This is a genomic window from Streptomyces sp. NPDC104096 (genome assembly GCF_055584385.1).
Map to the genome: position 1 here is coordinate 1 of NZ_JBVJMD010000018.1, position 23,617 is coordinate 23,617.

Sequence of the window (23,617 nt, forward strand, 5' to 3'; positions counted from 1 at the left end):
GGGGTGCGCGGCTCAGCCGGCGTTGTCCCCGTGGGTGAGGGTCTCCCAGGCGACGAACAGGTTGTTGCTGCCGGCCGGACGGTTCTGGAGGGTGAGTGCCTGGGTGTTGGTCATCGCGACGCCCAGCCGGTTGTGCAGGGCGTTGTAGCCGACCTCGGTGACCGGACCGAGCCCGAGGTTCAGCGTGCCGCCGCACAGCCAGCTCGGCACGGCGGTGCCGAGCTGGTACTTGGACTGGAAGCCGAGCGCCTGCCGCAGCCGCTCGCCGACGTCGGTCCCGTACAGGTCCTGGCCCTGGACGCGGCTGGTCTCGGCGACGTGCGAGATGGACGAGATGCCGTACCCGGTGTGGGTGAAGTCGCGGCAGGTCTCCTGGGTGAGGCCGGTGACGAAGGTGGACTGGCCCTGCCAGTAGGAGACGATCTTCGCCGTGGTGTCGAGGTTCTGGCTCGGGACGGTCTTCGGCACCGCGCCGTCGGAGGCCAGGTAGACGTACGCGGCGGTACGGGTCCGGAACTTCGCCATGGCCTTGTCGTACGACGTCCGGTCCTCCAGGAAGACGGAGATGCCGACGGCGGCCTCCATCATGGTCAGTTCCCAGTTGCCGTTGGAGTTGGAACCGTTGACGACCTCGGGGAGGTAGACGTCGCGGAGCATGGTCGCGAAGCGGCCGGAGTTGGCCCAGGTCCCGGTGTACGTGTACTTGACGATCTCCGCGGCCTTGGCCCAGGAGGAGCCGGCCCAGCCGGTCTGGAGGGGCGCGTTGCTGTTGGTGTGGTCCTTGAGCACCGCGGACCACGCGTCCATCAGCGCGATGGACTTCTGCGCGTACCGGCTGTCCCGGGTGATGTACCAGGCGAGGGCGTCGGTGTACGCGGCGATCGCGTCCTCGCGCTCATCGGTGCAGCCGTAGTTGGGGTTGGAGTACGAGCCGCACTCGACGGTCGCGCGCGGCGCGGGGGTGCGGTTCAGATCGGCGTACTTGCTCGCCAGCATCTGGTCGAAGGCGCCCTTCCAGGGCTGGGCACCGGCCTGGACCTCGGCCCGGGCGAAGTCCAGCTGCCCCTTGGAGACGGTGACGCCGGGATGGACGAAGGCGGCGGGGGCGGCCTCGGCCTGGTGCGCGGCGGGCCAGACTAAGGCGCCCGCGACCAGGGCGGTGACGGTGGCGAGGAGTGCGGTACGGCGCATGGTGGGGGGCCATCCGTTCTTGTATGTGAACGATGAGCGCCTGCATGAACGCAGGCGCTGCGCCGAGACCATAGGTACAGACCAACCACCCGTCAAGGTGGCGCGCACATGACGAGCGACCGATGACGAAAGGCCGGCATGACGAAGGGCCGTACCCCGCCGGGGTACGGCCCTTCGTGTACGACTGCGCTCAGCGAACCTCGGTGATCTCCGGTCCGCGCTGGAGCTGGCCCATGCCACCGGAGAAGCGCGAACCGGCCTCCTCCTGCTGGACGCCCTCGGGCACCATCTGGGCGTCGTTCGGCAGCTTCAGGACGATCGGGTCACGGGGGGCCATCGGGCCCTCGCCCCGGACCACGACGGTGTCCCGGAAGATCTGCTCCAGCAGACCGGCCGCCTGCGGCTGCACCGCGCCCTGGCCCGAGATGACCCCGCGCAGGAACCAGCGGGGGCCGTCCACGCCCACGAACCGCACGACCTGGAAGCCGCCCGTGCCGTCGGGCAGCTGCACGGGCACCTGGGCCCGCAGCTCCCAGCCCAGCGGACCCTCGACCTCGTCGACGATGCCGCCCTGCTGGGTGATGCCCGAGCCGATCTCCTCGCGCACCTCGCCCCAGATGCCCTCACGCTTGGGGGCGGCGAAGGCCTGGAGCTGGATGGCGCTGTCGTGCAGCACGACGGTGGCGGCGACGATCGCGTCACCGGCCACCTCGACCCGCAGCTCCATGCCGTCGACGCCCGGCACGAACAGACCGCCGAGGTCCACGCGGCCCTCGCCCGGCTCGCGCACCTCGGTGTCGTCCCAGGGCCCGTCCGGCCGCGGCTCGGGTTCGAGCCGCACGCGCTCGCGCACGCCCTCTACGTCCGCCTCGGTGTCGACACTGTCGACGACCTGCTCGGCCTCGCCGGCCGCGCCGTCGGCGGCATCCCTCTTCTTGCGACGTCCGAACACGTCACTGTCCTTCCCGGTCGGATACGACCGAAGCGTATCTATACCCACCCGTTGCGCCGCCGTCGGCGGCCTGACCGCTTGTGCCGCTCGCGCCGTCCACCGCGGCATGGCCGCCGGTGGACCCGAAGCCCCCCTCGGCCCGTACCGAGTCGGGAAGCTCCGCGACCTCCTGGAAGCGAACCCTCTCGACCTGCTGGACTACCAGTTGGGCAATCCGGTCGAAGCGCTCGAACCGCACCGACTCGCGCGGGTCGAGATTCACCACGATCACCTTGATCTCCCCACGGTACCCGGCATCAACCGTCCCCGGGGCATTCACCAGGGCGACGCCGCAGCGGGCGGCGAGCCCGGACCGGGGGTGCACGAAGGCCGCGTACCCCTCCGGGAGGGCGATCGACACGCCCGTGGGCAGGACCGCCCGCTCACCCGGCGCCAGCTCGCAGCCCTCGGTGGTACGCAGGTCGGCGCCGGCGTCACCGGGCTGTGCGTACGAGGGAAGCGGCACCTCGGGGTCGACGCGCCGGATCAGCACGTCCAGCGGCTCGCGGCCGGCGGGGCTCACGGGTTCACCTCGAAGGCGCGGGCGCGGCGGATCTGGTCCGGGTCGCTCATGGCGGCCTGGATCTCCTCCTCGCGGCCGTGCCGGACGAAGTGCTCGACCGCGACCTCGACGAACAGGGCGTCCGCGCGGACGGCGACGGGGCCCTCCGGGCCGCCGATGCGTCCGGTGGCCGACGAGTAGATCTTCCGCCCTGCCACCGCGGTCACCTCGCCCTCCAGGTACAGGGTCGTCCCCACCGGCACGGGCCGCACGAAGTCGGTCTCCAGCCGTCCGGTCACGGCGACGGTCCGCAGCAGCCAGCTCAGCGAGCCGAGGGTCTCGTCCAGCGCGGTCGCGAGCACACCGCCGTGCGCGAGCCCGGGAGCGCCCTGGTGGGCGGGCTGCACGGTGAACTCGGCGGTGACCGTGACACCCGTACCGGCCCGCGCCTGGAGGTGCAGCCCGTGGGGCTGCTCGCCACCGCATCCGAAACACTGTTCGTAGTGGGCGCCGAGAAGCTCGCCGGGCGCGGGAGCGTCGGGGTGCCGCACCGGTTTCACGGCGTCGCCGGGAGGCTGAAGAGCTGGGGAAGTACCACTCACAGGCGCAGACCTTACCCGCGCGTCGGCGTGATCCGGACACCGTGCCAAGCTTGGCTCCATGCAGCACTCCGCCACCCCGTACGAAGAACGCCTGACCGCCCCCCGCTCGTGGTGGCTGATCTCGTTTCTCGTGGGCGTCGCCTGCGCCCTGGTCCTGCTCCCGTTCGGCACCCTGCCGATGCTCGGCGGCCTGGTCGGCGGCACCGCGGCCGCGGCCGTCACGGCCAGTTCGTACGGCTCGCCGCGCATCCGTGTGGTCGGCGACTCGCTGATCGCCGGCGAGGCGAGGATCCCCGTGGCGGCGCTCGGCGAGGCGGAGGTCCTGGACGCCGAGGAGGCCCGCGCCTGGCGCACCTACAAGGCCGACGTGCGCGCCTTCCTGCTGCTGCGCTCCTACATCCCCACGGCGCTGCGCGTGGAGGTCACGGACCCGGACGACCCGACGCCGTACCTGTACCTGTCGACCCGGGAGCCGGAACGCCTGGCGGAGGCCCTGAGGGCCGCCCGGACGGCCTCGGCGTAACACCCGGGCCGGATCCGGCCCCGCAGGGGCTCCCGCGACCGGAAGGCCCGTCCGGAAGGCCCGGAAGACGCTCGCGCGGGCGAACTCGGAGGGGCCTTCCGAAGCCGCGCGCGGAACGCGAGCCGGAAGCCCCTCGAGCGGCTCACGAGAGCCTCACCGGCAGCCCCTGGCACCGGCCTCGGGACGCGGGGCCCGAAGGGCCCTGAGCGGCTCGCGAGACGCGGGCCGGAGGGCTCCCGAAGGGGGCTGCGGGAGACCGGCCTCGAAGCGGCTGCGGGAGACCGGCCCCGCAGGGGCGTGAGCGGTCGCCGGACCGGAGGGGGCGCGAGCGGGCCGTGCGGGAGACCCGCCCGGAAGGGGCGTGAGCGGCTGCGGGCCCGGAACCGGGACCTGGAGCGGCTGCGGGCGGCGGCGTCACCCGTGGGCGGCGCGTCTCACCGCCCCAGTTCCTTCGAGATGTCGCCCAGCCCCACCGGATCCGCCGGAGGCTCCAGCGGCGGCAGCTCGGGCAGCGCGTCCCAGGACACCTGCGACTGGCGCAGGTCCGCCCGGATCCGTGCGGCGAGTTTCCTCGTGTCCCGGCGGTTCATGACCGCACCGACCGCGGCTCCGACCATGAACGGCATCAGGTTCGGCAGGTTGCGGACCAGTCGCTTGGTGATCTGCTGCCGAAGCTCTCGTTTCATCCGGCCGCTCAGCGCCGCGTCGATCGTCGACGGCTTCCTCACGTCGATCCCGCGCTCGCCCGACCACGAGCGCAGATACGCGGTACTGCGGTCCTTGAGCTGTCCCGGCGGGCGCAGGCCGTACACCTCGTGGAGCTCGGCGATCAGCTTCAGCTCGATCGCCGCGACCCCGGTGATCTCCGCGGCCAGCTCGGTGGGCATCGCGGGCGGTACGGGCAGCATCGCGGCCGCCCCGATGCCCGCGCCCACGGTCGAGGTGGCGTTCGCGGCGCCCGCGACGAGTTTGTCCGCGAGCTGTTCGGGGCCGAGGTCCGGGAACTGTCTGCGGAGTGTCGCGAGGTCGCGCACGGGAATCCGCGGGGCGATCTCGATGATCCGGTCGACGAGGTACGCCAGGCCCGCCCTGGCGCCGCTCCCGGTCTTGCGGGCGCCGTCCGCGGCGAGGCCCACGGCCTTGTCGCGGATCGCCGCGGCCCGCCGCCTGGCGACGGGCGCGGGACTCTCCACCGGCGCCGGGAGGTCACCCCGGTCGCCTGCCGGTTCGAGCGAGGCCGAGCCGGACGACTCCTGCGTCGTACCGGATGAGCCCCGCTCGTCGTCACGCACGCCGTGAGGGCCGTCGGACGGCCCGTGCTCCGCTCCCCACAGGGGGAAACGGCGCTTCCGAGGTGGGGTCGAGCCAGTCACGGCCGACCCGTCCTCAGTCGCAGTCGCGGCAGATCGGCTGGCCGTTCTTCTCGCGGGCCAGCTGGCTGCGGTGGTGCACCAGGAAGCAGCTCATGCAGGTGAACTCGTCCTGCTGCTTGGGCAGCACACGGACGGCCAACTCCTCGTTCGAGAGGTCGGCCCCGGGCAGTTCGAGGCCCTCGGCGGCCTCGAACTCGTCGACGTCGACGGCCGAAGCCGACTTGTCGTTCCGACGGGCCTTCAGTTCCTCAAGGCTGTCCGAGTCAACGTCGTCGTCGGTCTTGCGTGGGGTGTCGTAATCGGTTGCCATGGTCGCTCTCCCCCTCTGGGTGTTTGCGGTGTCTCCAGCGCACGTAACGCGTGAGAGGCCGGACTTGTGCCCGACCTGAGGCGGAGATTTTGCCTCACATCAAGGTCTGTTACTCAATCGACACCCAACCGGATCCCCCGAGAGTGATCGGCTTGGATGGCGATCGGGACCGTACACGGTCATGGCGCCGCTCTCCAAAGGCGCCTCACCGTGTACTTCCCGTGAGCACGGCACCGGAAAACCCGGATTTTACGGGCTTTGTGGCACCAGCCGTGATCACGGAGCGTGGATAGTCTGAATATCGCCCTTGTGATCGATCACACAGGGGACCGCCCGTCGACTGTCCCGAAAATTCCGCTAAAAGCGAACAGTCCCGTGCGTGTCGACGCCATGCTCTCAGATGGGCAATGTGACGCGCATCACGAGCCCGCCCCCCTCTCGCGGCTGGGCGGAGATATGCCCGCCGTGCGCCCGTGCGACGGACCGGGCGATGGACAGGCCCAGGCCGACACCCTTGTCGCTGCCCGTACGCTCCGTGCGCAGCCGCCTGAACGGCTCGAACAGATTATCGATCTCGTACGCCGGTACGACCGGTCCCGTGTTCGACACGACCAGGACCGCCTGGCCGTGCAGGACCTCGGTGGTGACCTCGACCCAGCCGCCCGAGGCCACGTTGTAGCGCACGGCGTTCTGCACCAGGTTCAGGGCGATCCGCTCCAGCAGTACGCCGTTGCCCTGGACGACGGCGGGCTTGCGCTCGCCGCGGATCACCACGTCCTTGGCCTCCGCCTCGGCGTGCACCTGGTCGACCGCCTGCTCGGCGACCTCCGCGAGGTCCACCGGCTTGCGCTCGACGATCTGGTTGTCGCTGCGGGCGAGCAGCAGCAGGCCCTCCACGAGCTGCTCGCTGCGCTCGTTGGTGGCCAGCAGCGTCTTGCCGAGCTGCTGGAGCTCCACCGGCGCGGCCGGATCGGACAGGTGCACCTCCAGGAGGGTGCGGTTGATCGCGAGCGGGGTCCGCAGCTCGTGCGAGGCGTTGCCGACGAAGCGCTGCTGGGCCGTGAAGGCCCGCTGGAGGCGTTCCAGCATGTCGTCGAAGGTGTCGGCCAGTTCCTTCAGCTCGTCGTCCGGGCCGTCCAGCTCGATCCGGCGGGACAGGTCCGAGCCCGCCACGGCCTGCGCGGTGCGAGTGATCCGGCCGAGCGGGGACAGCACCCGGCCGGCCATGGCGTAGCCGAAGGCGAAGGCGATGACCGCGAGGCCCAGCAGTGCCAGCAGGGAGCGGCTGAGCAGGTCGTCGAGGGCGTGCTGGCGCTGCAGGTTCACGCATTCGGCCATCGCGCGGTTGAGCGAGTCCGGCGTGGGCTTCGCCGGGAGAGCGCAGGTGTTGCTGCCGACCTGCCCGTAAATGACCTTGAAGGGGAGTTCGCTGCCGACGCTCAGCGCCTGTGCCGCGAGCAGGTAGATGATCGACAACAACATGATGCCGGCGATCAGGAACATGCCGCCGTACAGGAGCGTCAGGCGTATCCGGATGGTCGGACGCAGCCACGGGAAGGGGGGCTGCGGCCTTCTGGGGTCCCAGGTGGGTTTCGGCGGCGCCTGGGCGGGCGCGGGAGTCGTGGCCACGGCGGGATCAGATCCGGTAGCCGGAGCCGGGGACGGTGACGATGACGGGCGGCTCGCCCAGCTTGCGGCGCAGGGTCATGACCGTCACGCGCACCACGTTGGTGAACGGGTCGGTGTTCTCGTCCCAGGCCTTCTCCAGCAGCTGCTCGGCGGAGACCACCGCGCCCTCGGAGCGCATCAGCACCTCCAGGACGGCGAACTCCTTGGGCGCGAGCTGGACCTCCTTGCCGTCGCGGAAGACCTCGCGGCGGTTGGGGTCGAGCTTGATGCCCGCGCGCTCCAGGACGGGCGGCAGCGGCACGCTGGTGCGCCGGCCGAGGGCCCGCACCCGCGCGATGAGCTCGCTGAACGCGAAGGGCTTGGGCAGGTAGTCGTCGGCGCCGATCTCCAGGCCCTCGACCCGGTCGCTGACGTCCCCGGACGCGGTGAGCATGAGCACGCGCGTGGGCAGGCCGAGCTCGACGAGCTTGCGGCAGACGTCGTCGCCGTGCACGAGCGGGAGGTCGCGGTCGAGGACGACCACGTCGTAGTCGTTGACGCCGATGCGCTCCAGGGCGGCCGCACCGTCGTACACGACGTCGACGGCCATGGCCTCCCGGCGCAGTCCGGTGGCCACCGCATCGGCGAGCAGCTGCTCGTCCTCGACGACGAGTACGCGCACGTCGCTTGTCCTTCCTGTGTCCACCCGCGTAGCCCCTCGGGCGCACACGGGCGGGAGTCTTCGTGGATGTGGCGTCCATCCTGCCCTTTTCGGCTGTAAGTCGGCGGTAAGGCGGGAGAGCGGGCACGGATGTGCGGGCGATGGGCCCTGGAATGGCGGATTTTCTCGTCCGGTCGAGGTTTCCACGGAAGGGAGCGGGGGGAGGACGGTTTACACCCCGCGATCACACTCTGCTTGTGCCGCAACACCATGCGGTACGTCGCTGTCCGCTTTTCCTCAGAGTGGTCGTGGGTGTCCGGCACCGTGGCCGCCCGGCACAGGGCTGCGCCGGGCATCCACAGGAGAACGTGATCGCCCCTTCCTAACGGCACACCCCCGTGCCATCGACCCACGACCCTGGACGAGGGGGCGCAGCATGGACGCTTTCACCGCAGGACTTCTGCAGCGCATAAAGGCGACCGAGTCCGACCTGACTCGGGCTCGTGACGAGGGCGACGAGTTCCTCGTCGAGGTGGAGCAGGGCGAACTCGACGACCTGCACCGCCTCGCCGCCGAGCACGGCGTGGAAGTCGGCATGACCGCCGTCTGATCGATTCGTACGTACGACGGCGGGGCCCCGGGCGATCCAGTGCCGGGGCCCCGCTGTCGTAGGTCGCACGGGCTCCCGGGCGAACAGTTGTGCCCCCGGGGTGCCCCGAGGACGCCCGGGACTTGCTCAGTCGTGCCAGGCGCCGAAGTCCTCCAGGAGCCGTTGGAGGGGCTCGAAGACGCCGGGGCTCGCCGCCACCGTGAGATCGCCCGAGGGGCCCTGGGAGGGGCGTCCACCGGTCAGGGCGCCCGCCTCGCGGGCGATCAGGTCGCCCGCCGCGTAGTCCCAGGCGTGCAGTCCGCGTTCGTAGTAGCCGTCCAGACGGCCCGCGGCGACGTCGCACAGGTCGACGGCGGCCGAGCCGCCGCGCCGGATGTCGCGCAGCAGCGGAACGAGCTTCCGGGCGACCTCGGCCTGGTGGGCACGGACCTCGCCTACGTAGTTGAAGCCGGTCGAGACCAGGGCCTGGTCCAGGGGCGGCGCGGTACGGCAGGCGAGTCTGCGCGTACCGTCCCAGGCGCCGGTGGCCCAGGCTCCGCCGCCACGGACCGCGTGACAGGTCTCCCCGCGCATCGGGACCGCCACCACGCCGACGACCGTCTCGCCGTCCTGCTCGGCCGCGACGGACACGGCCCAGGTCGGCAGCCCGTAGAGGTAGTTCACCGTGCCGTCGAGGGGATCGATCACCCAGCGGACCCCGCTCGTGCCCTCGCTGGCGGCCCCCTCCTCGCCGAGGATGCCGTCGGCGGGGCGGCGGTCGGCGATGAGGCCGGTGATCAGCTTCTCCGCCGCGATGTCCATCTCGGTGACGACGTCGATCGGGCTCGACTTGGTGGCGGCGACCGCGAGGTCGGCGGGGCGGCCGTCGCGCAGCAGTTCGCCCGCGCGGCGGGCCGCCTCGTGGGCGATGCCGAGCAGTTCGGTGTGCAGGGGGTCGGTCACGGCGTTCCTCACGCGTAGGGGCTGTCGGCGCCCGCCGCGGCGGGGCGGGGGGCGCGGGCCGGGCAGCAGCCGACCGGGCACAGGTCGTGGCTCGCGCCGAGCGCACCCAGGGCGCACGGTGCGACCGTCCGTCCGCGCTCCGTGCCGGCGCGCTCCAGGATCAGTTCCCGGACCGCGGCGGCGAAGCGCGGGTCGTCGCCGACGGTGGCCGACCGGCGGACCGGCAGGCCCAGTTCCGCGGCCCTGGCGGTGGCCTCCGTGTCGAGGTCGTACAGGACCTCCATGTGGTCGGAGACGAAGCCGATGGGGGCCATGACGACCGCCGGGACGCCGGCCGCGTGCCGCTCCCCGAGGTGGTCGCAGATGTCGGGCTCCAGCCACGGGATGTGCGGTGCGCCGGAGCGGGACTGGTAGACGAGCTGCCAGGGGTGGTCGACGCCGGTGCGCTCCCGGACGGCATCGGCGATCAGCCGCGCCACGTCCAGGTGCTGTCGGACGTAGGCCCCGCCGTCGCCGTGCTCCCCGGTCGGGCCGGAGGTGTCGGCTGCGGAGATCGGGATGGAGTGGGTCGAGAAGGCGAGGTGCGCGCCGTCGCGGACGTCCTCGGGGAGGTCGGCGAGGGAGGCGATCACCCCTTCGATCATGGGTTCCAGGAAGCCCGGGTGGTTGAAGTAGTGCCGCAGCTTGTCGATCCGCGGCGGCTCCACGCCCTCGGCCCGCAGGGCGGCGAGCGAGTCGGCGAGGTTCTCGCGGTACTGGCGGCAGCCCGAGTACGAGGCGTAGGCGCTGGTCGTCAGGACGAGGACGCGGCGACGGCCGTCGGCGGCCATCTCGCGCAGGGTGTCGGTCAGATAGGGCGCCCAGTTGCGGTTGCCCCAGTAGACCGGCAGGTCCAGGCCGTGGTCCGCGAAGTCCTTGCGGAGGGCGTCCAGCAGGGCGCGGTTCTGGCCGTTGATCGGACTGACCCCGCCGAACAGGAAGTAGTGCTGCCCGACCTCCTTGAGGCGTTCCTTCGGAATGCCGCGCCCACGTGTCACGTTCTCCAGGAACGGGACCACGTCGTCCGGGCCTTCCGGGCCGCCGAAGGAGAGCAGGAGCAGGGCGTCGTAGGGGGTGGGATCGAGCGCTTCTGGCATGAGTCGAATCCTGCCACCCGGCACCGACAGCCGGGCTCAGGGCCCGCACGCCCGGTGCATTAGGGTTACCTAACCAGTAACCTGTAGCGGCCCTCTTCGCGCCTTACCGGATCCCCGGAGACACCCGTGCCCAGCCCCTACCGCGCCCTGTTCGCCGCCCCCGGTTCCAAGGGTTTCTCCGCCGCGGGGTTCCTCGGCCGGATGCCGCTGTCGATGATGGGCATCGGCGTGGTCACGATGATCTCCCAGCTCACCGGGCGCTACGGGCTCGCGGGCGCGCTGTCGGCCACCATCGCGCTGGCCGCGGCGGCGCTCGGCCCGCAGATCTCCCGGCTGGTCGACCGGCACGGGCAGCGGCGGGTGCTGCGACCGGCCACGCTGGTCGCGCTCGCCGCCGCGGCGGGACTGCTGCTCGCCGCGCACTTCGCGTGGCCGGACTGGGTGCTGTTCGTGTGCGCCGCCGGCATCGGCACCGTGCCGAGTCTCGGCGCGATGATCCGCGCGCGCTGGGCCGCCCTGTACCGGGGCACCCCGCAGCTCCACATCGCGTACTCCTTCGAGTCCGTGGTGGACGAGATGTGCTTCATCTTCGGGCCGATCATCTCGATCGGACTGTCCACGGCCTGGTTCCCGGAGGCCGGACCGCTGCTCGCCGCGGGCTTCCTGGCGGTCGGCGTGTTCTGGCTGACCGCCCAGCGCGCCACCGAGCCCGAGCCGCACCCGCGCGAGCGGCACGGCGGCGGTACGGCGCTGCGCTCGCCCGGACTCCAGGTCCTGGTGGCCACCTTCGTGGCCACCGGAGCGATCTTCGGGGCGGTCGACGTGGTCACCGTGGCCTTCGCCGAGGAGCGGGGTCACAAGGCCGCCGCGAGCGTCGTCCTCGCGCTCTACGCGGCGGGCTCCTGCACGGCGGGCGTCGTCTTCGGGTTGTTGCGCTTCCGGGGAGCACCGGAACGTCGCTGGGTACTGGGCATATTCATGATGGCCGTGAGTATGATCCCCCTCCTACTGGTCGGAAACTTGCCGTTCCTGGCCGTGGCGCTGTTCGTTGCGGGTCTGTCCATCGCGCCGACGATGATCACGACGATGTCCCTCATCGAAGAGCACGTACCACGTGCGCAACTGACCGAGGGCATGACCTGGGTGAGCACCGGGCTCGCCATCGGTGTCGCGCTCGGTTCCTCGGCGGCCGGCTGGGTGGTCGACGCGGTCGGCGCGCGCGCCGGGTACGGGGTTCCGGCGGTGTCCGGGGTCGTCGCGGTCACGGTCGGTTTCCTGGGGTACCGCCGGCTCAGCAGGCCGGCTCCGGGTCGGGGAGGGATCGTTGAGCACGACAGCGAGCGAGAAGAGCGGCACGTGGCGTAACTGGGGCGGCAACGTCTCGGCCCGGCCCGCGCGGGAGGTCACGCCCGCCTCCGTCGAGGAGCTGGCCGCGGCCGTGCGCAGGGCCGCCGAGGACGGCCTGAAGGTGAAGGCGGTGGGCACCGGGCACTCGTTCACGGCGATCGCCGCCACCGACGGCCTGTTGGTCCGCCCGCAACTGTTGACCGGCATCCGCAGCATCGATCGTGAGGCCGGGACCGTCACGGTCGAGGCGGGCACCCCGCTCAAGAGACTCAATGTGGCCCTGGCCCGCGAGGGCCTGTCGCTGACCAACATGGGCGACATCATGGAGCAGACCGTCTCCGGGGCCACCAGCACCGGCACGCACGGCACCGGCCGCGAGTCGGGCTCCATCGCGGCCCAGATCAAGGGCCTGGAACTGGTCACGGCCGACGGATCGGTGCTCGTCTGCTCCGAGAAGGAGAACCCGGAGGTCTTCGCGGCCGCCCGGATCGGCCTCGGCGCGCTCGGCATCGTCACCGCGATCACCTTCGCCGTGGAGCCGCTCTTCCTGCTGACGGCACGCGAGGAGCCGATGCCGCTGGACCGGGTCATCGCCGAGCTCGACGAGCTGTGGGCCGAGAACGAGCACTTCGAGTTCTACTGGTTCCCGCACACCGGCAGCACCAACACCAAGCGCAACAACCGCAGCGCGGGCCCGGAGCAGCCGGTGGGGCAGCTGGCCGGCTGGTTCGAGGACGAGCTCCTCTCCAACGGCGTCTTCCAGGTGGCCCAGCTGGTCGGCCGGGCCGCGCCCGCGGCGATTCCCGCGATCGCCCGGATCTCCAGCAAGGCCCTGTCCGCGCGCACCTACACGGACATCCCCTACAAGGTCTTCACCTCCCCGCGCCGGGTGCGCTTCGTGGAGATGGAGTACGCCGTCCCGCGCGAGGCCCTGGCCGAGACGCTGCGGGAGCTGAAGTCGATGGTCGACCGCTCCGGGCTGCGGGTGAGCTTCCCGGTCGAGGTGCGCACCGCGCCGGCCGACGACATCACCCTGTCCACCGCCTCGGGCCGGGACAGCGCCTATGTCGCCGTGCACATGTTCCGGGGTACGCCCTACCAGGCGTACTTCACCGCCGCCGAGCGCATCTTCACCGCCCACGAGGGCCGGCCGCACTGGGGCAAGGTGCACACCCGGGACGCCGAGTACCTGACCGGGGTCTATCCGCGCTTCGGCGAGTTCACCGCGCTGCGGGACCGACTCGACCCTGAACGTCTGTTCCAGAACGACTACTTGCGGAGGGTTCTGGGGTAGCGGACGCGCCGGGCGTCCCGGCCGCGGTCGGCGAGCCGTCACCGGAGCCGTGGCCCGCGGCGGCGCTCGGGTCCGGTGCCGGGCCCTGCTCCGTACCACCGCCTGCCGCACTCCCGTCCGGGACGCCGTCCGACGCGGTCGCGCCGCCGGTCGCGTCCGGCGTGGCGGAGGAGCCGGACGAGGATGCGCCTCCGCCGGACTCGGAGCCGGAGCCCGGACCGGCGGACGGGCCCGCCGACGGATCGGACGAAGGGTCCGATGCCGGACCGGACGACGGGTCCACGCCGGAGGACGGCCCGTCGTGAGTGGTGAGGGCGCCGCCGACCGTCGTACTGCCGCCGCCGCTGAAACTGCTGCCGGACACCAGCTCGTACGTGGTGATGCCGGCCATCGTGACGCCGAACACGAGAGCGGCCGCGACCACCGGCCGGCGCCACCCCCTGACCCGGGCGCGATAGACGCTCCCCCGTGTGAACTCGCCCACGGGCGGGGCCGCCGGGACGCCGGGCACGGCGGCCCTGCTCGGGACGGCCGCCTCCCGCAGCTGTTCGCCGGTCCGCCGGAAGAAGTGCTGGAACAGCGTGCCGCCGCAGGTGGCGACGACACTGACCACACCGGCGCCGAGGATCGTCCCGTAGACGCCGAAGTAGGAGGCGAATTTGGCCGCCACCACCGCGGCCACCGCACTGCCGGCGACCTGAGGCACGCTCAGGTCGATCCGTTTCCCGTCCTTCACCTCCCTCCCGCTGCCGGACTCGTCCACGTCAACGGGCCTTTCACGCATTCCGGGACCTTGCCTGCCTCTCCCTTGACCGGCCGACTCTCACCGTTTGGTCGACCACTCGCACGAGAAAGGGACGTACAGACGAAATGATTAGTTCCGTTTCCGGCGATTGGGTGAAGTACGCCACGTTCACGCCCGCATCACCGCACAACGGACGGTCAAGTCCCACCCCCTGCAAGAAGTTGAACGGCGCGCCAATCCACGCACGTGGCCCAAATGGAGTACTGTTGCGAGCCCTGGGTCCGGTCTCCCGCCAGGGCGTCCGGGGCCTTGCCGGACCGCCGGGAGGGGGCTAGTTGCACAGGGTGACGGAGTTGGTCACTTAGCGTTGCGAATAGGTAACCGTGCCATAACGGCGTACGCGGACTCGCGTCCGACACGCCGGGCAACTCGGCAAGGTTGTGGCAGGCTGCACCCGGGCAGGCCACACTCGACTAGCGGAAGCAGCGACGCACGTGACGTCGGCAGGCACCACCCGGGAGGTCCCCATGCCCGAACTGCGTGTCGTGGCCGTCTCCAATGACGGCACACGGCTGGTGCTGAAGGCTGCGGACAGCACGGAGTACACGCTTCCGATCGACGAACGACTCCGTGCCGCCGTGCGCGGCGACCGTCCCCGCCTCGGCCAGATCGAGATCGAGGTGGAGAGCCATCTCCGCCCCCGTGACATCCAGGCGCGTATACGTGCCGGCGCGACCGCGGAAGAGGTCGCCCAGATGGCCGGCATCCCGGTCGACCGCGTACGCCGCTTCGAGGGTCCCGTGCTGGCCGAGCGCGCCTTCATGGCAGAGCGGGCCCGCAAGACCCCGGTCCGCCGGCCCGGCGAGAACGCCGGACCGCAGCTCGGCGAGGCCGTCCAGGAGCGCCTGCTGCTGCGCGGCGCCGACAAGGACACCGTGCAGTGGGACTCCTGGCGCCGCGACGACGGCACCTGGGAAGTCCTGCTGGTCTACCTCGTCGCCGGTGAACCGCACTCGGCGAGCTGGACGTACGACCCGCCCCGGCGGCTCGTCCAGGCCGTCGACGACGAGGCGCGCTCGCTGATCGGCGAGTCCGACGACCTCGCCGCGCCCGAGCCCAGCTTCCCCTTCGTGCCGCGTATCGCCCGGCTGCCGCGCGACCGCCCGCTGGACCGCGCTCTCGACCGGGAGCGGCCGAGCCTGCCGGCGCAGGCCTCCGAGCCACCCGAGGAGAGCACGGGCGAACGGGACTCGCTGACCAGCCTGCTGGAGGCGGTGCCGAGTTTCCGGGGCGACCTCGTGGTCCCGGAACGCCCGGTGGAACCGCCCGTGGAGGAGCCCGTCGAGGAACCGGAGGCGGAGGAGCCCCCGGCTCCCGCGGCCTCCGCCGGCTCCGCCTACGCGGACGTGCTCATGCCGCGCTCGGTCGGGAGCCACCGCGACCGACTGGTCGGCGCCACCGACCGGCAGGCCGAGGCGGACGGCGTCCGTCCCGGCCGCAGGGCCGCGGTACCCAGCTGGGACGAGATCGTCTTCGGGACGCGCCGCAAGAAGCAGGAGTAGTCCGGCCGTACGACACCGAGAGCCCGCGCGCGTCACCGGCGCGGGCTCCGGTGACGCGCGCGGACCCGGAACTCGCGCCCGGCACACGGCACATGCGCGGGAACCGCCGCAACTCGCACGCGGGGCACGGCACATGCATTGCCCCCGGAACGTGTGCGTGGGGCAGGGCACCTGTGCTCGGCCCCCGGAACGCGTGTGCGCGGGAGTCCTGCTGGACACGGGCAGACGCGCGGGACGCCCGCAGGCGTTCGGGTGGGACCACCGGCGCGCCTGTGCGGTCTCCGGGCCACGCGCGCCCGCCGACTGCCCCGCACCGGCCCGCACCGACCCCTGGCCCCCGCACAGGCGCCCGCAGGCATCCGCGCGGGACACCTGCGGGCCTGCGGCGCGCGGGACGCCGGTGGGCCGGCGTACGACCCGCCGGGCATCCGTACGACGCCGGCGGGTGCGGGGCGCTACTGCGGGTCGGGGCCCACGGCGACAGGCCGGGACGGGTCCGAGGACCACTGCGACCATGAACCGACGTACAGCGCGGCCGGGATCCCGGCGACCGCCAGCGCGAGCACCTCATGGGCGCCGGAGACCCCCGAACCGCAGTACACGCCCACCTCGGTGCCCTCGGCGGCGCCCAACGCCCTGAAGCGCGCGTTCAGTTCCCCGGCGGGCAGGAACCGCCCGTCCGCCGCCACGTTCTGCATGGTGGGCGCCGACACCGCGCCCGGGATGTGCCCGCCGACCCGGTCGATCGGCTCCACCTCGCCCCGGTACCGCTCCCCCGCGCGCGCGTCGAACAGCACCCCCGACCGCGCCAGCGCCGCGGCCCCGTCCGCGTCCAGGAATCCCGCAGCCTCCGGAACCGGCTGGAAGTCGCCCTCGGCGGGAGTGGGCACGTCCACCGTCAGGTCCCCCTCCCAGGCCGCCAACCCGCCGTCCAGGACCCGCACATCCGGATGACCCGTCCAGCGCAGCAGCCACCACGCGCGCGCCGCCGCCCAGCCCTGTCCGCCGTCGTACACGATCACCGGCACCTCTCGCGACACGCCCGCCCGGCGCATCGCGGCACCGAACTCCGCGATGTCGGGCAACGGGTGCCGGCCGTCCGGGCCGGGCGCGGCGGCGAGCTCCGCGTCCAGGTCGACGAAGACGGCTCCGGGCACATGACCGGCCGCGTACTCGGCCCGACCGTCGAAGGCCGGCTCCCCGGCCGCCTTGGCCGTGCTGAGCTGCCAGCGGACGTCGAGCAGCGTCGGCGGACGCTCCCCGGACAGGACGGTCGCGAGTTCTGCTGCGGAGATGATGGCGTTCATGGCCCCATCCTCGCGCACGGGGTGGCCGCATCGCCGATGTCCCGCTACTCTGCTCGGCCGGGCAGGCGCGGTCACGAGGCGTATGGGATCGGCCACATGCTGTACAACTGATCGACCCCCACGAGTAATCGTTCCGAAAGGGACGAGAAACCTTACAGCGGGCATTCTCCGGCTATGGGGCCCACGCACGCGTGACGGCGTGTACGCCCGGTGAGCGGGGCGCCACGCTCGGTGCGAGCATCGGGCACGGGGTCCGGAGAGCGGAAGCGACGCGGCCCCCACGAGGGGCCGAGAAGAGAGTGACGATGACCGAGACACGGGAATCGGCCGGCCCGAACGGCGAGGCGCACGCCCGGTACGCGCCCGGCACGCCCTGCTGGGTGAGCCTGATGGTGCACGAACCGGCGGCGACCCAGGACTTCTACGGAGAGCTCTTCGGCTGGGAGTTCCAGCCCGGCCCCCGGCGGCTCGGCCCGTACGTCAGGGCCCTGCTGGACGGCCGCGAGGTGGCGGGCATCGGCCAACTGCCACCGGACCTGCACCTGCCGACCGCCTGGACTCCCTATCTCGCCTCGGACGACGTGGACCAGACCGCCGAGACGGTACGGCTGTGCGGCGGCACGCTCGGCGTCGGACCGCTCGACGCGGCCGAGGCCGGACGGCTGGCGATCTGCTCGGACCCGTCGGGCGCCGTCTTCGGTGTCTGGCAGACGACGGAACACCCGGCCGACGGCGGCCTCGGAGCCGTCGGAGCCCCCGGCGTCCCGGGCACGCCCGCCTGGAACGAGTTGCTGACCTTCGACTCGGTGACCGTCGCCAAGTTCTACGCATCGGTGTTCGGCTACGAGGAACAGCCGTTGGCCCCGGCCGACTTCGACCAGGTGACGCTGTACGCCGAGGGCCGCCCGGTGGCGGGCATCCAGGGGGTGGGCAACGCGCTGCCGCGCGAACGCGGCCCGCACTGGCTGACGTACTTCGAGGTGGCCGACACCGACGAGTCGCTGGCCCGGCTCGTCGCACTCGGCGGACGGGTCCTCCAGCCGGCCCGGGACGGCGCCCACGGGCGCGTGGCCTCGGTGGCGGACCCGGAGGGGGCCCGGTTCGCCCTGGTCCAGAGCCCGCGCTGACGGTCCGGCGGAGCGAGCCCGGGGCTCAGGAGGTCGACACCGGCAGCACGTCGGGCGACAGGGCCGCCGCGTGGGCCGTGGCCGACGTCATACGACGCCGGTGATGGCGGCGGCACAGCACCTCGTAGCCGATCTCGTCCGCGGAGCGGTTGACGTCGCCCACGACCACCTGGGCGCCCTCGACGACCATCTCGCCGCCGACCGTGCGGGCGTTGTGCGTGGCGCGGGCGCCGCACCAGCACAGGGCCTCGACCTGGAGCACCTCGACCCGGTCGGCCAGCTCCACCAGCCGCTGGGAGCCGGGGAAGAGCTTGGAGCGGAAGTCGGTCGTGATGCCGAAGGCGTAGACGTCCACTCCCAGGTCGTCGACGACCCGCGCGAGCTGGTCGATCTGTTCGGGTGCCAGGAACTGCGCCTCGTCCGCGATCACGTAGTCCGCGCGCCCGCCCTTGGAGAGGTGGTCGACGAGGAACGCGTACAGGTCCTGGCCGTCCTCGACCTCGACCGCGTCCGTGACCAGACCGAGGCGCGAGGACAGCTTGCCCTCGCCCGCGCGGTCGTCCCGCGTGAAGATCATGCCGACCAGCCCCCGCGTGGAGCGGTTGTGCTCGATCTGGAGGGCCAGCGTCGACTTCCCGCAGTCCATCGTTCCGGAGAAGAACACCAGCTCGGGCATGGGAAGCGGAGCACCTTTCGGCGGAGACAGGCGGAGGGCGGACGGGAGGGGACGGGGTGTCGGGGTGGGGCTCAGGTGCGTACTTCGAGCAGGGGTACCAGCTGCTCGGCCGGGGTCATCGAACCATGGTTGCCGACCATCGCCGACTCCTTCGGTTCCCGCTCCGAGGCGATGATCAACACGTCGTCGTGGGCGGCCGCCACCACGTCGCCGATACGCGCGTACACGCGTTCGTCGATGTGCGGACCGAACCATCCGGCCGCGATCGCCTCGTCCCGCGAGGCCACCCAGAACTGCTCGCCGAGCACCTCGCGCCAGCAGGTCAGTACGTCGTTCTCGGCGCCCGGCACCGCGTAGACGTGGCGGGCGCGGCCCTCGCCGCCCAGCAGGGCCACGCCGGCGCGCAGCTCCCAGTCCTCGTCGAAGTCGATGCGGTGCTGCTCGTCGAACGGTACGTCGATCATGCCGTGGTCGGCCGTGACGTACAGGGCGCTGCGCGGGGGCAGCTGCTCGGCCAGGCGCTGGACGAGCCGGTCGACGTACATGAGCTGGCCGCGCCAGGTGTCGGAGGCGACGCCGTAGCGGTGACCCGCGCCGTCGAGTTCGGCGTAGTACGTGTAGACCAGGGCGCGGTCGGCCGCGGCCAGTTGGGCGGCCGCGAGATCCACGCGCTCCTCGCCGGCCAGCCGCCCGTGGAACGTTCCGCCGCTGAGGGCGACCTTGGTCAGCGGGGTGTTCGCGAAGGTCGGCGACGAGACCTGGGCGGCGTGCACGCCGGCCGCCTGGGCCAGCTGGAAGACGGTGGGGTACGGCTGCCAGACGCGGGGCGAGGTCCACGGCTTCCAGCGGAGCTGGTTCATCAGCTCGCCGGTGTCCGGGTTGCGGACGGTGTAACCGGGCAGGCCGTGGGCGCCCGGCGGCAGGCCGGTGCCGACGGAGGCGAGGGAGGTCGCGGTGGTGGCCGGGTAGCCGGCGGTGATCGGGCGGCCGGTGCCGCCGCGGGAGCTCGCCAGCAGCGAGGCCATGAAGGGCGCCTCGTCCGGGTGCGCCCCGAGCTGTTCCCAGCCCAGGCCGTCGATCAGGAACACGCAGTTGCGGTCGGCGGCGGTCAGCTCGGGGATGCCGGTGGGCATGCCCGGGACGCCCATGCCGTCGGCGAGCGTGGGCAGCAGGTCGGCGAGCGAACCGGAGCCGTACTCCGGGACGGGGGCGGAGCCGACGGCGAGCGGCTCGGGGTGGTCCCAGGCCACGGGATCGGACGGCGAGAGAGGGGACATCAGGGGGTGACGTCCGCTGTCGCCTCGGAGATCGCCTGGGCGAAGGAGAGGGCCTGGCGGACCGTCTCCGGGCCGTCCCCGGCCTCGCTGACGCGCAGGCTGAGGTCGTCCGCCGTCGAGCTGCCCGTGTAGCCGTGGTCGGCGTCGCAGTTGGGGTCGCCGCAGGCGGCGGGCTCCAGGTCGATGCGGGAGACGGCGCCCCAGCCGATGGTCAGCACGATCTCGCGCGGCAGCGTGCCGGGGGTGTAGGACTCGGGGTTGGCGACCACCCGGCTGACCACGACGGACGAGATCCGGCCGATCTTCACGGACTCCGTGGACGTCGTGGCGTACGGCGTCGGGGAGGTGGTGTCCGCGGCCTGCTCGTCGGTGTGGCTCACGATGAAGCGGTTGCCGGTGAGGACCAGCACGGTCACGTGCCGGCGCACCTCGTTCTGGTCGAACGTGGTCTCCTGGTGGACCAGGTACGACCGGATCGGCTCGCCGCCCACGGCGGCCTCCACCGCCTCGGCCACGAGGGCCGGGTAGTAGCCGCTGCGCTCGATCGCCGCACGCAGCCCCTGGGTCGTCGTACTGGTCTTGGCCATGACGTCCATCCTACGGGGGCGCACTGACTGCGAGGCACCGCTCGGCGTACCCGACGGTTCCGCGCGAGGGAACCGTGCGGCCCGGACAGCCTCTCGGCGCGGCGCCCGGTGAGACCGGACAGCCGCTCGGCGCCGCGCTCAGTACGAGGGGAGCGTGCGCGGGCCGAGGTCGTCCCGGACGGGGGGTGGCGCCAGGCGCACGGTGGCGCCGAGGACGCTCAGTCCGCGAGGGGCGACGACGACCGGCTCCAGGGTGACCGCGACGACCTCGGGGTGGTCGTCCACCAGCCGGGACACCCGTAGCAGCAGTTCCTCCAGCGCAGGCGTGTCGACCGGGGTCGAACCCCGCCAGCCGAACAGCAGCGGCGCCGTCCGGATCGACCGGACCAGTGAGGTCGCGTCCCGGTCGGTGACCGGAACCAACCGGTGCGCCATGTCGTCGAGCAGTTGGGAGGCGGCCCCGGCGAGCCCGAACGACAGCACGGCCCCGGCCTTCGGATCGATGACCGAGCGCACGACCGTGTCGACCCCGCGCGGTGCCATCGCCTGCACCACCGGCCGCAGCTCGTCCGGCTTCCCGAACAGCTCGGTCAGCTCGGCGTACGCCCGGCGCAGTTGCTCCTCGTCCGCCAGGTCGAGGCGTACGCCGCCGAGGTCGGCGCGGTGTCGCAGGTGCGGTGCGGTGGCCTTGAGGGCCACGGGGTAGCCGAGGGTGCGGGCGGCCTCGACGGCTGCCTCGGGGGTGGGTGCGGGCACCGCCTCGCGCACGGCGATCCCGTACCGTCCGAGCAGCTCGCACGTCTCCCGGGTGCCGAGGGTGAGCCCCTGGCCGCGGTCGAGCAGGCCCTCGATCAGCCGGGCGGCCCCCTTCTCGTCGATGTCCTCGTACTCCGGCACCTTGCCCGGGTCGGCGGCCTCGCGCCGCCACTGCCCGTACTTCACGGCCTCGGCGAGAGCGCGGACCGCGCGCTCGGCGGCGGGGTAGGCGGGGATGAGGCGGGAGCCCGGGTCGGGGATGCCGGGCTCGCCGAGGGAGCCGGGCGCTCCGGAGGTTCCGGGCGTTCCGAGGGACCCGGGCGTTCCGGGAGTTCCGGGCGGCGCGGGCGTTCCGGGGGGCCCGGGGACGGCCGCGGCCGGGGAGGGCCGGGACGCGGGGGCCGGCCGCTCCGGTTGCGTGGTGGGCGGCCGGGGTGCGGGGCGGGTGGACGCCTGGGCCTGCGGCGCGGTGCTCGCCGCCGCCGACAGTGCCTCGGCGAGTCCGCCCAGTTCCACGTGCACGACCAGCACCGGCTTCGCGGGGACGGCGGCCGCGGCCGACCGCAGCGCCTCGGCCAGCGTGGCGTCCCCGACCGACTCCTCGCCGACCGCCGGTATCGCGGTCACCACGACCGCGTCGCACGTCTCGTCCGCCAGCGCCCGCGACAGCGCCCCCCGGAAGTCGTCCGCCGTGGCCCCCGTGGTCAGGTCGACCGGCGGCTGCGGCCGCAACCCCTCGGCGAGGCAGGCGTCGTACGTCAGCACGCCCAGCGACTCGGAGTTGCCGAGGATCGCCACCCGCGGCCCGGCCGGAAGCGGCTGGCGGGCGAGCAGCAGCCCCGCGTCGACCAGCTCGGTGATGGTGTCGACGCGGATGACCCCGGCCTGCCGCAGCAACGCGGACACGGTCGCGTGCGGCAGCCGGGTCGCCCGTACGGCGTGCCCCTGCGGGACGTGGCCCGCGCCCTGCACGACGACGAGCGGCTTCGCCGCGGCCGTCCGCCGGGCCAGGCGGGTGAACTTGCGCGGGTTGCCGATGGACTCCAGGTACATCAGGGCGACGTCGGTGTCCGGGTCGTCGTACCAGTACTGGAGGACGTCGTTGCCGGAGACGTCCGCCCGGTTGCCGGACGACACGAAGGTGGACACGCCCGTGACACCGGTGACACCGCCGCCGCGCCGGTGCAGCCGGGACAGCAGGGCGATGCCGATGGCGCCGGACTGCGCGAACAGACCGATCCGCCCGGGACGGGGCATCTGCGGGGCCAGCGAGGCGTTCAGCCGTACGTCCGGGGAGGTGTTGATGATCCCGAAGGCGTTCGGGCCGATGATGCGCATCCCGTACACGCGTGCGTGGCGTACGAGTTCGCGCTGGCGCTCGCGCCCTTCGGGTCCGCTCTCCGCGTACCCGGAGGAGACCACGACGAGACCCTGGACGCCGTGCTCGCCGCACTCGGTGACGACGTCGGGCACGCGCTCGGTCGGCACGGCGACGACCGCGACGTCGACGGGTCCTTCGATGTCGCGCACCGAACGGAGGGCGGGCACGCCGTCGAGCTCGTCCTGCCCCTCGGGCAGCGCCCGGTTCACGGCGTACAGGCGTCCGGTGAACCCGGCCTCCCGGAGGTTGCCGAGGACGCTGCGGCCGACGCCTCCCGGGGCGCGGCCGACGCCGACGACGGCGACGGAGCCCGGGGCGAGCAGCCGGCGCACCGACCGTGCCTCGGCGCGCTGCTCCCGCGCGCGCTGCACGGCCAGCGAGCGCGCCGTCGGTTCGAGGTCGAACTCCAGGCGTACGACACCGTCCTCGAAGCTGCGCTTCTGGGTGTAGCCGGCGTCCGTGAACACCTTGATCATCTTGGTGTTCGCGGGCAGCACCTCGGCGGCGAAGCGGCGGATGCCCCGCTCGCGCGCGACGGCCGCGATGTGCTCCAGCAGCGCGGAGGCGACCCCCCTGCCCTGGTGCGCGTCCTGGACCAGGAAGGCGACCTCGGCCTCGTCGGCGGGCGCGGAGGCGGGCGCTCCGCCGGCGCCGATGCGGTCGTAGCGCACGGTGGCGACGAACTCGTCCCCGATCACGGCCGCGAGCCCCACCCGGTCCACGAAGTCGTGGTGCGTGAAGCGGCGGACGTCCTTGGCGGACAGGCGCGGGTACGGCGCGAAGAAGCGGTAGTACTTCGACTCGTCCGAGACCTGCTCGTAGAAGCTGACCAGGCGGTCGGCGTCGTCGACCGTGATGGGCCGGACGCGGGCGGTGCCGCCGTCGCGCAGCACCACGTCCGCTTCCCAGTGCGCGGGGTACTCGTGCCGGTCCTGCGGGTCCGCCGAGGTCTGCATGGGCCCCAGAGTACGGCTCGCGTACGACAACGGCGCGAGGCAGTCTGTGGGGGACGGATGTCGGGTCGAGGCCGCGGCCGGCACCCCCGGGACGGGAACCGGGTCGCACCCGGCACCCGTCCCGGCATGTCACACTGGTCTAGACAACCCTGA

General features: G+C 72.5%; 22 protein-coding genes. 6 read left to right on the top strand and 16 right to left on the bottom strand.

Annotated features, from left to right (window positions below; translation table 11 throughout):
- Nucleotides 1–12: 12 nt before the first annotated feature.
- The 4 genes from ACZ60B_RS19800 to ACZ60B_RS19815 all read right to left on the bottom strand — a co-directional run bounded on the left by ACZ60B_RS19800 (nucleotide 13) and on the right by ACZ60B_RS19815 (nucleotide 3,286).
- On the bottom strand, nucleotides 13–1,191 hold the full coding sequence (locus ACZ60B_RS19800) for an alginate lyase family protein (protein WP_469388600.1): 1,179 nt from the start codon (nucleotides 1,189–1,191) through the stop codon (nucleotides 13–15).
- 190 nt (nucleotides 1,192–1,381) lie between these two features.
- The gene (locus ACZ60B_RS19805) at nucleotides 1,382–2,143 is read right to left on the bottom strand and encodes a DUF3710 domain-containing protein (RefSeq protein ID WP_450666646.1); all 762 of its coding nucleotides are present in this window, start codon (nucleotides 2,141–2,143) and stop codon (nucleotides 1,382–1,384) included.
- A 1-nt stretch (nucleotide 2,144) separates the two neighbouring features.
- Nucleotides 2,145–2,705 (bottom strand): dUTP diphosphatase, encoded by a 561-nt coding sequence (gene dut / locus ACZ60B_RS19810; RefSeq protein ID WP_469388602.1) that lies wholly within the window; start codon nucleotides 2,703–2,705, stop codon nucleotides 2,145–2,147.
- Nucleotides 2,702–3,286, bottom strand: coding sequence for a PaaI family thioesterase (locus tag ACZ60B_RS19815; protein WP_469388604.1), 585 nt, complete (start codon nucleotides 3,284–3,286; stop codon nucleotides 2,702–2,704). Before ACZ60B_RS19815 ends, dut begins: the two co-directional genes overlap by 4 nt.
- Nucleotides 3,287–3,344: 58 nt before the next feature.
- Between ACZ60B_RS19815 and ACZ60B_RS19820 the strand changes: the two genes are divergently transcribed.
- Complete coding sequence (locus ACZ60B_RS19820) at nucleotides 3,345–3,809, top strand: DUF3093 domain-containing protein (RefSeq protein WP_469388606.1); 465 nt, start codon at nucleotides 3,345–3,347, stop codon at nucleotides 3,807–3,809.
- Nucleotides 3,810–4,243: 434 nt separating this feature from the next.
- Here ACZ60B_RS19820 and ACZ60B_RS19825 read toward each other — a convergent pair whose 3' ends face one another.
- From ACZ60B_RS19825 to ACZ60B_RS19840, 4 genes are all read right to left on the bottom strand, one after another.
- Nucleotides 4,244–5,182, bottom strand: a complete 939-nt coding sequence (locus ACZ60B_RS19825; RefSeq protein ID WP_469388607.1) for a hypothetical protein — start codon at nucleotides 5,180–5,182, stop codon at nucleotides 4,244–4,246.
- A gap of 13 nt (nucleotides 5,183–5,195) precedes the next feature.
- Complete coding sequence (locus ACZ60B_RS19830; RefSeq protein ID WP_003993510.1) at nucleotides 5,196–5,492, bottom strand: DUF4193 domain-containing protein; 297 nt, start codon at nucleotides 5,490–5,492, stop codon at nucleotides 5,196–5,198.
- Nucleotides 5,493–5,888: 396 nt separating this feature from the next.
- A complete protein-coding gene (locus tag ACZ60B_RS19835) occupies nucleotides 5,889–7,121 on the bottom strand; it encodes a sensor histidine kinase (protein WP_469388609.1) in 1,233 nt (410 codons plus the stop codon).
- A gap of 7 nt (nucleotides 7,122–7,128) precedes the next feature.
- Nucleotides 7,129–7,782: a response regulator transcription factor gene (locus ACZ60B_RS19840; protein WP_009340866.1), complete on the bottom strand. Its 654-nt coding sequence runs from the start codon at nucleotides 7,780–7,782 to the stop codon at nucleotides 7,129–7,131.
- Between the two features lie 415 nt (nucleotides 7,783–8,197).
- On the opposite strand from ACZ60B_RS19840, the gene ACZ60B_RS19845 reads away from it, so the two are divergent.
- On the top strand, nucleotides 8,198–8,371 hold the full coding sequence (locus tag ACZ60B_RS19845) for a hypothetical protein (RefSeq protein WP_469388611.1): 174 nt from the start codon (nucleotides 8,198–8,200) through the stop codon (nucleotides 8,369–8,371).
- A 126-nt stretch (nucleotides 8,372–8,497) separates the two neighbouring features.
- Here ACZ60B_RS19845 and ACZ60B_RS19850 read toward each other — a convergent pair whose 3' ends face one another.
- On the bottom strand, nucleotides 8,498–9,313 hold the full coding sequence (locus tag ACZ60B_RS19850) for an inositol monophosphatase family protein (RefSeq protein ID WP_469388613.1): 816 nt from the start codon (nucleotides 9,311–9,313) through the stop codon (nucleotides 8,498–8,500).
- An 8-nt stretch (nucleotides 9,314–9,321) separates the two neighbouring features.
- Nucleotides 9,322–10,449, bottom strand: a complete 1,128-nt coding sequence (locus ACZ60B_RS19855) for a ferrochelatase (protein ID WP_469388615.1) — start codon at nucleotides 10,447–10,449, stop codon at nucleotides 9,322–9,324.
- 126 nt (nucleotides 10,450–10,575) lie between these two features.
- Here ACZ60B_RS19855 and ACZ60B_RS19860 point away from each other — a divergent pair, with 126 nt between their 5' ends.
- Both ACZ60B_RS19860 and ACZ60B_RS19865 read left to right on the top strand, forming a co-directional pair.
- On the top strand, nucleotides 10,576–11,814 hold the full coding sequence (locus ACZ60B_RS19860; protein ID WP_469388617.1) for an MFS transporter: 1,239 nt from the start codon (nucleotides 10,576–10,578) through the stop codon (nucleotides 11,812–11,814).
- On the top strand, nucleotides 11,774–13,090 hold the full coding sequence (locus ACZ60B_RS19865) for a D-arabinono-1,4-lactone oxidase (RefSeq protein WP_469388618.1): 1,317 nt from the start codon (nucleotides 11,774–11,776) through the stop codon (nucleotides 13,088–13,090). The genes ACZ60B_RS19860 and ACZ60B_RS19865 overlap by 41 nt, the downstream gene beginning before the upstream one ends.
- Here ACZ60B_RS19865 and ACZ60B_RS19870 read toward each other — a convergent pair.
- Nucleotides 13,017–13,874 carry a hypothetical protein gene (locus tag ACZ60B_RS19870; RefSeq protein WP_469388620.1) on the bottom strand — a complete coding sequence of 286 codons (858 nt, stop codon included), beginning with the start codon at nucleotides 13,872–13,874 and terminating at the stop codon, nucleotides 13,017–13,019. The two genes, ACZ60B_RS19865 and ACZ60B_RS19870, sit on opposite strands and share 74 nt — an antisense overlap.
- A gap of 488 nt (nucleotides 13,875–14,362) precedes the next feature.
- Between ACZ60B_RS19870 and sepH the strand changes: the two genes are divergently transcribed.
- Nucleotides 14,363–15,397 (top strand): septation protein SepH, encoded by a 1,035-nt coding sequence (gene sepH / locus ACZ60B_RS19875; protein ID WP_152886979.1) that lies wholly within the window; start codon nucleotides 14,363–14,365, stop codon nucleotides 15,395–15,397.
- A 455-nt stretch (nucleotides 15,398–15,852) separates the two neighbouring features.
- On the opposite strand, the gene ACZ60B_RS19880 is transcribed toward sepH, so the two are convergent.
- Nucleotides 15,853–16,704: a sulfurtransferase gene (locus ACZ60B_RS19880; protein ID WP_469388622.1), complete on the bottom strand. Its 852-nt coding sequence runs from the start codon at nucleotides 16,702–16,704 to the stop codon at nucleotides 15,853–15,855.
- 305 nt (nucleotides 16,705–17,009) lie between these two features.
- On the opposite strand from ACZ60B_RS19880, the gene ACZ60B_RS19885 reads away from it, so the two are divergent.
- The gene (locus ACZ60B_RS19885) at nucleotides 17,010–17,831 is read left to right on the top strand and encodes a VOC family protein (RefSeq protein ID WP_469388624.1); all 822 of its coding nucleotides are present in this window, start codon (nucleotides 17,010–17,012) and stop codon (nucleotides 17,829–17,831) included.
- A gap of 25 nt (nucleotides 17,832–17,856) precedes the next feature.
- On the opposite strand, the gene ACZ60B_RS19890 is transcribed toward ACZ60B_RS19885, so the two are convergent.
- The 4 genes from ACZ60B_RS19890 to ACZ60B_RS19905 form a co-directional block, all read right to left on the bottom strand.
- The gene (locus ACZ60B_RS19890) at nucleotides 17,857–18,507 is read right to left on the bottom strand and encodes a thymidine kinase (RefSeq protein ID WP_450666661.1); all 651 of its coding nucleotides are present in this window, start codon (nucleotides 18,505–18,507) and stop codon (nucleotides 17,857–17,859) included.
- Between the two features lie 71 nt (nucleotides 18,508–18,578).
- Nucleotides 18,579–19,784: an alkaline phosphatase family protein gene (locus ACZ60B_RS19895; protein WP_469388626.1), complete on the bottom strand. Its 1,206-nt coding sequence runs from the start codon at nucleotides 19,782–19,784 to the stop codon at nucleotides 18,579–18,581.
- Nucleotides 19,784–20,380 (bottom strand): DUF5998 family protein, encoded by a 597-nt coding sequence (locus tag ACZ60B_RS19900; RefSeq protein WP_351616559.1) that lies wholly within the window; start codon nucleotides 20,378–20,380, stop codon nucleotides 19,784–19,786. The genes ACZ60B_RS19895 and ACZ60B_RS19900 overlap by 1 nt, the downstream gene beginning before the upstream one ends.
- Nucleotides 20,381–20,509: 129 nt before the next feature.
- A complete protein-coding gene (locus tag ACZ60B_RS19905) occupies nucleotides 20,510–23,464 on the bottom strand; it encodes a bifunctional acetate--CoA ligase family protein/GNAT family N-acetyltransferase (RefSeq protein ID WP_469388627.1) in 2,955 nt (984 codons plus the stop codon).
- Nucleotides 23,465–23,617: the final 153 nt, after the last annotated feature.